This is a genomic window from Burkholderia sola, from assembly GCF_905400185.1.
GTDB classification, from domain to species: domain Bacteria; phylum Pseudomonadota; class Gammaproteobacteria; order Burkholderiales; family Burkholderiaceae; genus Burkholderia; species Burkholderia sola.
In genome coordinates, this window is the sequence record NZ_FR989677.1 from 553,972 (window position 1) to 567,354 (window position 13,383).

The 13,383-nt window shown below is 68.4% G+C and carries 10 protein-coding genes; 2 read left to right on the top strand and 8 right to left on the bottom strand.

From position 1 onward, the window contains the following. Positions 1-8 precede the first annotated feature (8 nt). Positions 9-773: an alcohol dehydrogenase catalytic domain-containing protein gene (locus KR541_RS32545; protein WP_216090084.1), complete on the top strand. Its 765-nt coding sequence runs from the start codon at positions 9-11 to the stop codon at positions 771-773. 94 nt (positions 774-867) lie between these two features. Here KR541_RS32545 and KR541_RS32550 read toward each other — a convergent pair whose 3' ends face one another. From KR541_RS32550 to KR541_RS32585, 8 genes are all read right to left on the bottom strand, one after another. Next, positions 868-2,271 carry an MBL fold metallo-hydrolase RNA specificity domain-containing protein gene (locus KR541_RS32550; RefSeq protein WP_216090085.1) on the bottom strand — a complete coding sequence of 468 codons (1,404 nt, stop codon included), beginning with the start codon at positions 2,269-2,271 and terminating at the stop codon, positions 868-870. A gap of 129 nt (positions 2,272-2,400) precedes the next feature. Further along, positions 2,401-2,586: a DUF2964 family protein gene (locus tag KR541_RS32555; protein WP_050016736.1), complete on the bottom strand. Its 186-nt coding sequence runs from the start codon at positions 2,584-2,586 to the stop codon at positions 2,401-2,403. A 170-nt stretch (positions 2,587-2,756) separates the two neighbouring features. Then, positions 2,757-3,881, bottom strand: a complete 1,125-nt coding sequence (locus KR541_RS32560) for an ABC transporter permease (RefSeq protein ID WP_050016739.1) — start codon at positions 3,879-3,881, stop codon at positions 2,757-2,759. A gap of 2 nt (positions 3,882-3,883) precedes the next feature. Then, positions 3,884-6,688, bottom strand: a complete 2,805-nt coding sequence (rbbA, locus tag KR541_RS32565; protein ID WP_089490452.1) for a ribosome-associated ATPase/putative transporter RbbA — start codon at positions 6,686-6,688, stop codon at positions 3,884-3,886. Next, positions 6,685-7,758 (bottom strand): HlyD family secretion protein, encoded by a 1,074-nt coding sequence (locus tag KR541_RS32570; RefSeq protein ID WP_050016742.1) that lies wholly within the window; start codon positions 7,756-7,758, stop codon positions 6,685-6,687. Before KR541_RS32570 ends, rbbA begins: the two co-directional genes overlap by 4 nt. Next, positions 7,755-9,251 (bottom strand): efflux transporter outer membrane subunit, encoded by a 1,497-nt coding sequence (locus tag KR541_RS32575; RefSeq protein ID WP_216090086.1) that lies wholly within the window; start codon positions 9,249-9,251, stop codon positions 7,755-7,757. Before KR541_RS32575 ends, KR541_RS32570 begins: the two co-directional genes overlap by 4 nt. A gap of 235 nt (positions 9,252-9,486) precedes the next feature. After that, positions 9,487-10,575, bottom strand: a complete 1,089-nt coding sequence (locus KR541_RS32580; protein WP_050016746.1) for an aldose epimerase family protein — start codon at positions 10,573-10,575, stop codon at positions 9,487-9,489. Positions 10,576-10,602: 27 nt separating this feature from the next. Then, positions 10,603-11,796: a XylR family transcriptional regulator gene (locus tag KR541_RS32585; RefSeq protein ID WP_050016747.1), complete on the bottom strand. Its 1,194-nt coding sequence runs from the start codon at positions 11,794-11,796 to the stop codon at positions 10,603-10,605. Between the two features lie 263 nt (positions 11,797-12,059). Between KR541_RS32585 and xylA the strand changes: the two genes are divergently transcribed. Beyond that, positions 12,060-13,382 carry a xylose isomerase gene (gene xylA / locus KR541_RS32590; protein WP_050016749.1) on the top strand — a complete coding sequence of 441 codons (1,323 nt, stop codon included), beginning with the start codon at positions 12,060-12,062 and terminating at the stop codon, positions 13,380-13,382. The last annotated feature ends 1 nt before the right edge of the window (position 13,383 follow it).

Below are 13,383 nucleotides of genomic sequence, written 5' to 3' on the forward strand. Positions count from 1 at the left end.
AAACCACAATGAAAGCACTCGTCTACCACGGGCCGGGGCGCAAGGCGCTCGAGGAACGGCCCAGGCCGGAACTGCAGTCGCCCACCGACGCGATCGTCCGCGTGACGCGCACGACGATCTGCGGCACCGATCTGCATATCCTCAAGGGCGACGTACCGACCTGCGAACCGGGCCGCATTCTCGGCCACGAGGGCGTCGGCGTCGTCGAGCAGGTCGGCGCCGCGGTCGATTCGCTGAAGCCGGGCGATCGCGTGCTCATTTCGTGCATCTCGTCGTGCGGCCGCTGCGAATACTGCCGCCGCGGCCTGTATTCGCATTGCACGACCGGCGGCTGGATTCTCGGCAACCGGATCGACGGCACGCAGGCCGAGTACGTGCGTATCCCGCATGCGGCGACCAGCCTGTACCGGATTCCGGGCGGCGCCGACGAGGACGCGCTCGTGATGCTGTCTGATATCCTGCCGACCGGGTTCGAATGCGGGGTATTGAACGGCAAGGTGCAGCCCGGGTGCTCGGTCGCGAACGTCGGCGTGCATGGCGTGAAGGCCGACCTGCACCTCGAGAAGCTGTGGGATCGCAACATCTCGATCACGACGCGGCTCGTCGACACGGTCAGCACGCCGATGCTGCTGAAGACCGTGCGCGCCGGGCGTCTCGATCCGACACGCCTGATCACGCACCGGTTTTCGCTCGACGACGTCGAGCGTGCGTACGACACGTTCGGTCGCGCGGCGCAGACCCATGCGCTGAAGGTCATCATCGAAGTCGGCTGACGGGCCGGTGGCGCGTGACGGAGGCCGGTACGCAACGTCGCCCGGTTCTTGCCGCGCCCGACCGGTGTCTACCGGCGTTTCGCCGGCGCCGTAGTCAGGACGAAACGCCGGCCGGCTCGCGCGCATCGTCCGATTCGACTGCGTCGAGATCGACGGTCTTCGCGTAGGTCGGGACTTCGCACGGCCAGTGCAATCGCTCCGAAATGCGCCGCCGCAGTGCGTCCGCCGATGCAGGTTCGCCGTGCGTGATGAAGGTCCGTGCGGGCGCGGGCTGCATCGTGCCGAGCCACCGGAGAATCTCCTCGTAGTCGGCATGCGCGGACAGCGCGGCGATCGACTCGACCTGCGCGCGCACGCGCACGTATTCGCCGTGAATCTTGACCGTCGGTTCGTGCGCGGCCAGCGCCGCGCCGCGTGTACCGGCCGCCTGATAGCCGACCAGCGCGATCGTGTTGCGCGCGTCGGGCGCGTAGCGGCTCAGGTGATGGAGCACGCGGCCACCCGTGGCCATGCCGCTGCCGGCGATGATGACCATCGGGCCGTGGTGTTCCGCAATCGCCTTCGACTGCTCGACCGACCGGATCATCGTCGCCGCGTGGCCGAGCGCGTTTGCTTCGGAAAGCGTCAGCCGGTGTTCGAGGATGTGGTGGCGATAGATGTCGGTCACGTCGGTCGCCATCGGGCTGTCGACGAACACGGGCACGCGCGCCATGCGGCCGGACGCCTTCAGCCGCGCGATGTAGTGCAGGATCTCCTGCGCGCGGCCGACGGTGAAGCAGGGCATCACGACCACTCCGCCGCGCGCGAACGTCGTGTCGAACAACGTGGCCAACTCGTTCTCGGGATCCGAATCCGGATGCAGCCGGTCGCCGTAGGTCGATTCGACGACGAGATAGTCGGCATGCGCCGGCGGCCGCGGCGGCTGCATGATCGGGTCGTGATAGCGGCCGAGGTCGCCCGAGAACGCGAGCACCTTGTGATCCCAGTGCATCACGACGCTCGCCGCGCCGAGGATGTGCCCGGCCGGCAGCAGGCGGAACGCGAGGCCATCGCCGAGCGCCGTGCATTCGTCGAAGGCGACGGGCTTCAGCAGCCGCAGCGCGCGCTGCGCATCGTCGAGCGTATAGAGCGGTTGCGCCGGATGATGCTTCGAGTAGCCGTGCCGGTTCGCGAAGTCGGCTTCTTCCTCCTGCAGCCGTGCGCTGTCGCGCAGCATGATGTCGCAGAGTTCGGCCGTGGCCGCCGTGCAGTACACCGGGCCGCGATAGCCTTCGCGCGCCAGCACCGGCAGATAGCCGGTATGGTCGAGATGCGCATGCGTGAGCACGACCGCGTCGAGCGAGTCGGGTGCGAGCGGCAGCGGGCTCCAGTTGCGCAAGCGCAGGTTTTTCGTGCCCTGGAACAGGCCGCAATCGATCAGCACGCGCCGGCCGCCGTGCTCGACCAGATACTTCGAGCCGGTCACGGTTTCGGTCGCACCGAGAAAAGTCAGTTTCATCGCTCGTCTCACTGGAAGTCGAGGGGTTCGGTGCGTCGATTACATCGCGAAGCGGCGCGCGGCGATTGACGGAAATCAGCGATTCCCGCATCAAGCATGATGTCGAATGCGGCGCGTCCGGCGGTTTCGCTAGCGCTCGCTCGGCGCGGGATCGAGCTGCGCGACGAACGCGACGCCGCCCGACACCAGCGCGACGATCGCGTACGGCAGCACGTGCGCGTCGACCAGCATCGCGTGCACGACGCCCAGTAGCGACGCGAGCGCGACGAACACGCCCAGCGTGGCGAGCGTGGTCCGGTACGAATGGCGAATCATGACGTTCTCCCGTGGAGCGGCCGGTGTTCGTCCGCGTTGGCACGCAGCGGCAGTTTGCGATTTCGCAAGCTATGGCGTCATGATCGCGTACCGGCTTCCGGCGCGGTTGATCTGTATCAACCGGCGAATCCCGGCCTCGCGCGCAATCGGGCAATCAGGCAGTGGGGCGATCAAGTCATCTGACCAATGGTCTTGCGGAACCGCATCAGCGACAGCAGGAACAGCGCGCCCCCGATCGCGAACAGCGCCGCGAACTGCGGCCACACCGCATCGAAGCCGGCGCCCCGGTACAGGATGCGTTGCGCGAGTTCGACGAAATGGGTGGTCGGCGCGGCGAGCATGATGTCCCGCACGGCCGGCGGCATGCTTTCGCGCGGCGTCAGTCCGCCCGACAGCAGTTGCAGCGGCAGCAGCACGAGCACGAGCAACATGCCGAACTGCGGCATGCTGCGCACGAGCGTCGCGAGAAAGATCCCCATCGACGTCGTGGCGAACAGGTGCAACGCCATCCCGGCCACGAACAGCGGGATGGAGCCGGGAATCGGCACGTGCAGCGCGCCGCCAACGACGCACGTCAGCGACGCGACGGCCGCCACCGTGACGACGAGCCCCATCGACCAGACCTTCGCGAGCATGATCTCCGCTGCGGTCACCGGCATCACGAGCAGATGCTCGATCGTGCCGTGTTCGCGCTCGCGAATCAGCGCGGCGCCGGTGAGGATCATCGACAGCATCGTCACGTTGTTGATCAGTTCCATCAGCGCGCCGAACCAGACTTCGTCGAGATTCGGGTTGAAGCGCATCCGCAGCGCGAGATCGACCGGCGGTGGCGGCGTGCCGCGATAGCGCCGCACGAACGCGTCGATCTCGCCCGACACGATCTGCTGGATGTAGGTGCTGCCGGTGAAGGCTTGCGTCATGCGTGTCGCATCGACGTTGAGCTGGATCGTCGCATGACGGCCGGCCAGCACGTCGCGCTGGAAGTTCGGCGGAATGTCGAGCGAGAACGTGTAGTCGCCGTTGTCGAGCCCGCGATCGGCCGCGCCGGCGTCGACGACCGGGGGCGGCGCGAACTGCGGCGGAAAGAACGCCGCCGCGATCCGTGCCGACAGCGGCGACGCGTCTTCGTCGACGAGCGCGATCGGCACCTTGTGCAGCGTTTCGGGGCGTGCGGTCGCGGCGACGTAGATCGACGCGCTGAACGTATACACGATGAGCGCGAGCAGGATCGGGTCGCGGGCGAGGCTCCACAGTTCCTTGATCCCGAGCCGGTAGATGGCGAGCACGCGCGACATGGTCAGCGCTCCTGTTTGCGCAGCAGGACGCCGGTCGTCACCATGATGACCGGCACGGCGGCGAGCAGCGGCCAGAACTGGGACGACAGGTCGGCGAGCCCGAGCGCCTTGTTGTAGACGCCGCGGCTGATCGCGAGCATGTAGGTGGCCGGATAGATCGTACCGATCCACTTGCCGCTGCCTTCGAGCGACGACAGCGGCGTGAGCAGGCCCGAGAACTGCACGACGGGGATCAGCGTGCCGACGATCGTCATGAAGATCGCGGCGATCTGGCTGCGCGTGAACGTCGACGCAAACAACCCGATGCCGGTGGCGACGACATTGAAGATCAGCACCGCGGCGGCCAGCGTCGCGAAGCTGCCCTTGATCCGCACGCCGAACACGACGTCGGCTAGCACGACCATCAGCAGGAAATTCAGCATGGCCAGCATCACGTACGGCGCCTGCTTGCCGAGCAGGAATTCGGCGCGGGTCACGGGCGTCACGTACAGGTTGACGATCGATCCGAGCTCGCGTTCCCGGACGACGGCGAGCGCCGTCAGCATCGCGGGCAGCATCAGCAGCAGCATCGGCATGATCGCGGGAATCATCGCGGGCAGGCTCTTGACGTCCGGGTTGTACCGATAGCGGATCGCGACGTCGACTGCCGGGACGAGCGACACGCCGAGCCGGCGCTTCGCCTGATCGCGCAGCCAGTTCTCGTGCATGCCGGCCACGTAGCCGCGAATCGTTTCCGCGCGCATCGGCATCGCGCCGTCGACCCACGCGCCGATCTCCACGTGCCGGCCGCGGGCGACGTCGCGTGCGAAGCCGGGCGGGATCTCGATCGCGAGCGACAGCTGGCCGTTGCGCATGCGGCGATCGATATCGCGGTCATCGGCAAGCTGGGCGCGCGGCACGAAGTAGCGGGAGCCCGCGAGATGCTGCGCGTAGTCCTGGCTCAGCATCGATTGATCGCGATCGAGCACGGCGAACGTCAGGTTGTCCACATCCAGACTGATGCCGATGCTGATCACGCACATCAACACGAGCGAACCGAACAGCGCCAGCGTCGCGCGCAGCGGGTCGCGGCGCAGCTCCAGCACTTCGCGCCACAGGTAGCTGCCGGCGCGCGCCGGGCTGAACCAGGCGGCGCCGCGGCCGGCGTCGCTCGCGTCGAGCGACGCGGCGAGCCAGCCGGCGCCAGGTGACGTGTCCGTCGGTGCGCTGTCGCCGCGTTGCGCGTCGGTCAGGTAGCCGATGAACGCGTCCTCGAGCGTGGCGGCGCCGCGCAGGCGAACCAGTTCGTCCGGCGCGGCGCTCGCCAGCACGCGGCCCGCATGCATCAGCGAGATGCGGTCGCAGCGGGCGGCCTCGTTCATGAAGTGCGTCGAAATGAAAATCGTGACGCGGTCGTTGCGCGCGAGCTCGATCATCAATCGCCAGAAGTCGTCGCGCGCAACCGGGTCCACGCCCGACGTCGGTTCGTCGAGGATCAGCAGTTCGGGCTTGTGCACCATCGCGACGGCAAGGGACAGCCGCTGCCGCATGCCGAGCGGCAGGCGTTCGGGCAGCGCATCGAGTACGTCCGCGAGACCGAAGCGCCCGACCATTTCGTCGATGCGCGCGGGCAGGTCTGGTTCCGGCACGCCGAACAGGCGCGCATGCAGCACGAGGTTCTGCCGGACGGTCAGTTCGCCGTACAGCGAAAACCCTTGCGACATGTAGCCGACGCGCCTGCGCGTATCGATGTCGTTCGCGGCGACCGGCCGGCCGAACAGCGTCGCCGTGCCTTCGGACGCGGCGAGCAGGCCCGTGAGCATCTTCATGGTCGTCGATTTGCCGCAGCCGTTGGAGCCGAGAAAGCCGAAGATTTCGCCGCGGCGGATCTTCAGGCTCACATGGTCGACCGCGACGAAATCGCCGAACCGCATCGTCAGGCCGTCGGCCTCGATCGCGTAGCCGTCGGTCGCGTCGGGCTGGAACGGCGTGATCCGGATCGGCTGGTGCCCGTGCCGGCGCGCTTCCGGCAGCAACGCGATGAACGCGGCTTCCAGCGTGTCGCAGCCGGTGCGGGCGAGCAGGTCGCCGGGGCTGCCCGTCGCGAGCACGCGGCCGGCGTCCATCGCGATCAGCCAGTCGAAACGCCGGGCCTCGTCCATGTACGCGGTCGCAACGAGCACGCTCATCGCCGGACGCGCGGTGCGAATACGGTCGATCAGTTCCCAGAACTGGGCGCGCGACAGCGGATCCACGCCGGTCGTCGGTTCGTCCAGGATCAGCAGGTCGGGATCGTGGATCAATGCGCAGCACAGGCCGAGTTTCTGCTTCATCCCGCCGGACAGTTTGCCGGCGGGGCGGTCGAGAAACGCATGCAGCCCGGTGCTGTGCGTGAGCGCGTCGATGCGGCGGCGTCGCTCGGCCGCATCGTGGCCGAACAGTCGGGCGAAGAACTGCAGGTTTTCCTCGACCGACAGCGTCGCGTACAGGTTCCGACCCAACCCTTGCGGCATGTAGGCGATGCGCCGGCATACGCGTGCGCGGTGGCCGCGCGACGACAGGTCGCCATCGAGCGCCCATACGCGGCCCAGCTGGATCGCCCGTGCGCCGGACACGAGCGCGAGCAGGCTCGACTTGCCGACGCCGTCCGGTCCGATCAGCCCGACCATGCGGCCGGCCGGGATATCGAGCGTCACGTCGTCGAGCGCGCAGGTATCGCCGTAGCGCAACGAGACGCCCGACAGCCGGGCGACCACGCCCGATTCAACGGATGCGGGCGGACCTTCGCCCGCACCGGCACCGCTAGCGACGGGCAACGTCGCGTTCATTGCGGCACCTTGATCGCGAGGCGCGCCGGCCAGCCCGCGTTCGGATCGGTCTTCAGCCACGCGACACCCGGCAGGCCGGTCTTGACGAGCTTCAGATGGCGCTGCAGCAGATCGCGGTCGATGCGCGCCTTGACCCGAAACATCAGTTTCTGCCGTTCGGTGGCCGTCTCGACCGTTTTCGGCGTGAATTGCGCCGTGCTCGACACGTAGGACACGCGTGCCGGAATCACGTATTCCGGCGCCGCATCGAGCACGATCCGCACGTCGGCGCCGAGCGGGACTCTGCCGACAACCGTTTCGGGCAGGAAGAACGTCATGTAGACGTCGGACAGATCGACGACATTGAGCACCTTGCCGCCTGCCGGCAGGACTTCGCCCGATTCGGCGATGCGATACTGGACCCGCCCGTCGCGCGGCGACGTCAGCTCGCTGTCCGAGATATCGGCCTGCACGCGCGCGACGGTCGCTTGCGCGGCCGTCACCGCCGAGCGGGCGGCGACGAGCTGGGCCCGGGTGGCGTCGATTCCGGCCTGCGCGGCTTCGACCTGGGCGCGCGCGGCGTTCACGGTCGCCCGCAGGCTGCCGGCGCGCGCGCGGTCGTCGTCGAGTTCCTGCAGCGACGACGCGCCGTCCCGCGACAGCGTTTCGGAGCGCGCCAGCCGGCGCGTGGCCGCGTCGAGCTCGCTTTCCCGCTGCACGACGAGCGCGGCCGCCGCGGCCTTGTCGCTGCGACGCTGGGCCACCTGCGCGTCGATGCTCGCCGCGGTGTTCACCGCCTGTTGTTCCCGGGCCTGCGCCTCGTCGAGCTGCGCCCGCAGGACGACGACGTCCATGCGGGCGAGCGGCTGACCGGCACTCACGAAATCGCCTTCGTCGACGAGCATGGCGGTGACGCGCCCCGGCAGCTTGGTCGCGACGTCGATCTCGGTCGCCTCGATGCGGCCGTTGCCGCTGACGAGCCCGGCGTCCGTCTGTGCGTCACGCCAGCGCGTCCAGCCGTAGTAAAGGAGGCCGATCGCGAGCACGGCCGCACCGGCACCGATCAGAAGAGGGCGCTTGATGGTCTTCATGGTCTGGAACCCGAATCGATGGAAAGGTGGTTCGATGCCGCGGCGGCGCTGTCGGTATCGGTGGTCCCGCCGCCGAGCGCGCCGTACAGCGCGACGCGGCTCGATAGCAGCGCACGACGCGTCATCACCCATTGCTGCTCGGCGTTCATCAGGTCCCGTTGCGCATCGAGTACTTCCAGGAAGCGGGTGGCGCCGCTGTCGTAGCGCAGTTTCGCCAGACGTGCGCGCTCGGCCTGGGACGCGAGCGTCGCTCGTTCGATCGCGACCTGGTCGGCGAGCCAGTAGCGTGCGGCGAGTGCATCGGACACGTCGCGAAACGCGCGCTGCATGGTCTTCTCGTACTGGGCGAGCGCCTCGTCGCGCTGGGCGTGCGCGAGGGCGAGATTCGACCGATTGCGGCCGCCGTCGACGAGCGGCAGCGTGACGTTCGGAATCACCGACCACACGCCCGTTCCGGACGACAGCAGGTCGCGCAGTGCGGTGCTCCCCGAACCGATCGCGCTCGTCAATGCGATACGCGGGAAAAACGCCGCGCGCGCCGCGCCGATGTTCGCGCGCGTGGCCTGCAGTTCGTGCTCGGCCGCGATTACGTCCGGACGCCGCGCGAGCGGCGACGACGGTAGGCCCGGCGCGAGCGACGGCATCACGGCGCCGTCGTCGAGCGTCAGCGGCGCGTCGGCCAGCGCCGGCGTCGCACCGACGAGCAATGCCAGCGCATCGGCCGCCGATGCACGCGCCTGCTGCAACTGGATGCCAAGCGACTCGGCCTGCTGCAGCAGAATCTCCGATTGCGTCAGGTCCAGCCGCGAGATCGCGCCGGCCGCGTGACGCAGCCGGAAAATCCGCAGCGATTCGCGTCGCGTGTCGATCGTCGCGCGCGTCAGCGCGATCCGTTCATCGATCTCGCACAGGGTCAGATAGGCGTCCGCCACGCCGGTGATCACGCTCAGCGTCACCGCTTGCCGGGCCGCATCGCTCGCGAGATAGCGCTGCAGCGCCGACGCTTTCAGGTTGCGCACGCGGCCCCAGAAATCGATCTCCCATTGCGTCTCCGCCAGCTGGACCTGGTAGACCTGGCCGATGACCGGCGTCGGCGTCAGGAAGCCGCCCGGTGTGCGAAACCGCGCGTAGGCCGCGCCGGCGCCGATCGTCGGCCACTGATCCGCGCTGCGGATGCCATAGACGGCGCGCGCCTGTTCGACGCGTGCAACCGCTGCGCGCAGATCCCGGTTGTTGGCGAGCGCCTGCTCGATCAACGCACGCAGACGTCCGTCGACGAAGTAGTCTTGCCAGGCGGGCGGCGCCTGCGCAATGGCGGCGCTGCGGGCGGCAGGATCGGGGAACGCGGCGGGGATCGGCGCGGCGGGACGTTCGTCGGGTGGCGCGAGCGACAGGCATCCCGACAGCAGGCCCGCACAGGCTGCCAGCGCAACGAGACGAACGCGCCGCGCGGCGGCAGGCTGAAACAGCGGCGGAAGCGCGACGGCGCGCATGGGGTTCCTCATCGGCTACACGAACACGGGATGGCGCCGCGCTCGTGGCGACGCCGCTTCGGGTTCACTTATATCCGACGATTGCCGCGCGCCCCCTTGATCTGAATCACTGCGGCGGGAATGCGGGTCGAGGGCGGCCTCGGTTGACAGGCAGCGGTAATTCGCGTCAGCCGATGTTCCGCTTACGGTCGACGCCGGCGCGGCTCGCGTGCCGGCGATGCCTCACGCCCGCACGCTATGCGTGAACCGCGACCCGATACCGCGTGGTTTGCCGATAGACGTCGCCCGGACGAACGATCACGTCGTCGCGCAGGCCGTCCATGTTGACCTGGTCCGGAAACCCGCCCGCCTCGACGCACAGCGCCGCGTGCTGCACGCAGCGCGTGCCGCCGCTTACGCGCAGGCCGTCGAGATAGTTGCCCGTATAGAGCTGCAGCCCGCGCTGATCGGTCGACACGATCAACTCGCGGCCGCTTTCCGGATCGTAGATCCGCGCGACGGGCCGGACCTCGCGCGCGCCGTTGCCGACGACGTAGCAGTGATCGAAACCGCGCGCCCGCGCCAGTTGCGCATGCGGCCAGTCGAGGCGCGCGCCGATCGGCGCGCTGTGCCGGAAATCGAACGCCGTGCCCGTCACGTCGGCCGTGCCGGTCGGGATCAGCGCGTCGTCCACTTCGAGGAATGCGTCAGCGTCGATGTGCAGCAGATGGCCGCGCACGTCGCTGCCCGCGCGCCCGTTCAGGTTGAAGTAGCTGTGGTTCGTCAGGTTCAGCGGCGTCGGCGCATCGGTCCACCCCGAATAGTAGATCGTCAGCGTGCCGTCGTCGTCGAGCGTGTAGCGCACCTGCACGCTCACGTTGCCGGGGAATCCCGCATCGCCTTCCGGCGAATCGAGCCGCAGCGTCAGCCCGCCGCTGTCGTCGACCACGTCCCACCGTGCGCGATGAAAGCCGTTCGCGCCGCCGTGCAGCAGGTTGCCGTTCTCGTTGCGGTCGAGCAGGTAGTCGACGCCGTCGAGCGTGAAGCGCGCGCCGGCGATCCGGTTCGCCCAGCGGCCGACCGTCGCGCCGAGATAGGCGCCGGATTCGAGGTACTCGGCCGGCGTGTCGTGCGCGAGCACGATATCGGCCAGGCGCCCCGTGCGGTCGGGCGCGAGCCACGACACGACGGTCGCGCCGAGATCGCTGACGACGACGCGCATCCCGTGCGCGTTGCGCAGCGTATAGCGCCGCACGGGCTCGCCGTCGGGCAACGCGCCCCACGGCTCGGCCAGCACGCGTGCCACGCCGGGTGTCAGAGGTGAGGAATCGGTATCGATGTGCATGAGTGGATGTCGAATGGGCGGCGGGCGTCAGTTCGTGGCGGCCGCGCGTTCCTGATATTCGCGCGGCGTGCAGCCGAGTTCGCGCCGGAACACCGCGTACATGTATTGAAGCGACGTGAACCCGCAACGGATCGCGACTTCGGCGCTCGACGCCTGCCGGCTGGCGAGCAGCGCCTGCGCGGCCTCGAGTTTGTGACGCAGGATCTCCTGGTGCACGGTGCGCTGTAGTTCGCGCCGGAAGTGCTCCTCGAGCAGCGAGCGCGACACGCCGACATAGTCGGCGACCTGTTCGGTCTTGATCCCCTGGCACGCGTACTGGCGGATGAAATGCCGGGCGCGCATCACGTGCGGGCTCGCCAGCGGCTGGTGGCGCGTCGATTCGAGCACGTTGATGCCGACCGGCGGCACGAGAATGCGCTGCCCGGGAAAGCGCGCGCCGCGCAGCATCCGGTGCAGCAGGTGCGCGGCGGTGCGGCCCATTTCCTCGGTGCCCTGGATCACCGACGACAGCGGAATGCGCGTCAGCGTGCGCGTGAGCGGATCGTTGTCGATGCCGATGATCGCGACCTGTTCCGGCACCGCGATGCCGGCGATCAGGCACGCCTGCAGCAGATGCCGCGCGCGCGCATCGGTCACCGCGATCACGCCGACCGGCTTCGGCAGCGCATGCAGCCAGTCGATCAATTGCTCGATCGCGTGATTCCAGCCCGACGCGCTGGTCGACAGCCCACGATAGATCGGCGCGTCGAGCCCGTCCGCGCGCGCGAGCCGGTCGAACGCCAGCTCGCGCTGCTGCGCCCAGCGGTTTTCCTGCGCGACCGGCAGGCTGTACATCGCGAAATGCGCGAGGCCGGCCCCGATCAGGTGCGTATAGGCGAGCGACACGAGCTTCGGGTTGTCCGTCGCAATATATGGGACATCGTCCGGGTACTGCGCCGGGTCCTCGTACGACGATCCGATCGCGACGATCGGCAGCGGCGAACCGGCGAGCGCGTCGGCGACGGCCGGGTCGTCGAAGTCCGCGATGATGCCGTCGCCGTCGAAACGCTCGATTCCGGTGAGCCGGCAGCGGAAATCGTCTTCGAGGAACAGGTCCCACACGACGCGCGTCGTGTGCAGGTACTGGCCGATGCCGCTGATGATCTCGCGGTCGTAGACCTTGTTCGCGTTGAACAGCAGCGCGATGCGGTGCGGTGTCTGGGCGGATGGGGCGCGTGTCATCTCGGTGTCGGGTGAGCGCGTCGGGGCGCCGTGCCGTTGTCTCCGGGGCGCGCTCGACGGCGGCGCGCGGTTGTCTGGTGTACGGCGATTGTAGGACGGAACGCAGGCCGCACGCGTACGACTGGCAAGAAACATCAAGCGCGCTGCGCAATTTCGCAATTGCCGGCCGGCAGGCGCGGGGGCACGATCCAGCCAACCGAATTCGGCCGCGTGCGTCGCCGCGACGCGCGTTGCGCTGCAACAAGAACCTGCACGGAGACGCCATGTCGTATTTCGAACACATTCCCGCCATTCGCTACGAAGGCCCGCAGTCGGACAATCCGCTTGCGTATCACCATTACGACCCCGAGAAGCGCGTGCTCGGCAAGACGCTTGCCGAGCATCTGCGGATCGCGGTCTGCTATTGGCACACGTTCGTGTGGCCGGGCAACGACATCTTCGGGCAGGCCGCATTCCAGCGGCCGTGGCACCAGCCCGGCGACGCGCTCGAACGCGCGCGAATGAAGGCCGATGCCGCATTCGAATTCTTCACGAAGCTCGGCACGCCGTTCTACACGTTCCATGACACCGACGTCGCACCGGAAGGCGACAGCCTGCGCGAATACGCGGGCAATTTCGCGCGGATGGTCGACTATCTCGGCGAGCGCCAGCAGGCGAGCGGCGTGCGGCTCCTGTGGGGTACCGCGAACCTGTTCTCGCACCCGCGCTTCGCGGCCGGCGCCGCGACGAACCCGAACCCCGACGTGTTCGCCTGGGCCGCGACCCAGGTGTGCCATGCGCTCGACGCGACCCACCGGCTCGGCGGCGAAAACTACGTGCTGTGGGGCGGACGCGAAGGCTACGAGACGCTGCTCAATACCGACCTGAAGCGCGAGCGCGACCAGTTCGCCCGCTTCCTGTCGATGGTCGTCGAGCACAAGCACCGGATCGGCTTCAAGGGCGCGCTGCTGATCGAGCCGAAGCCGCAGGAGCCGACCAAGCACCAGTACGACTACGACGTCGCGACCGTGCACGGCTTTCTCGTGCAGTACGGGCTGCAGGACGAGATCCGCGTGAACATCGAGGCGAACCACGCGACGCTCGCCGGCCATTCGTTCCATCACGAGATCGCGAACGCGTTCGCGCTCGGCGTGTTCGGCAGCGTCGACGCGAACCGCGGCGATCCGCAGAACGGCTGGGACACCGACCAGTTCCCGAACAGCGTCGAGGAGCTGACGCTCGCGTTCTACGAGATCCTGCGCCACGGCGGCTTCACGACCGGCGGGATGAACTTCGACGCGAAGGTGCGTCGCCAGAGCATCGATCCGGAAGACCTGTTCTACGGCCACGTCGGCGCGATCGACGTGCTCGCGCTCGCGCTCGAACGCGCGGCGGTGCTGGTCGAGAACGACCGGCTCGACGCGCTGCGCCGGCAGCGTTATGCGCAGTGGGACGATGAATTCGGCCGCAAGATCCTGTCGGGTGGCTACACGCTGGAGTCGCTGGCGGCCGATGCGCTCGCGCGCGGTGTGGACCCGCGGCATGCGAGCGGCGCGCAGGAGCGGCTGGAGAACATCGTGAACCAGGCGATCTACGGGCTGCGCTGAC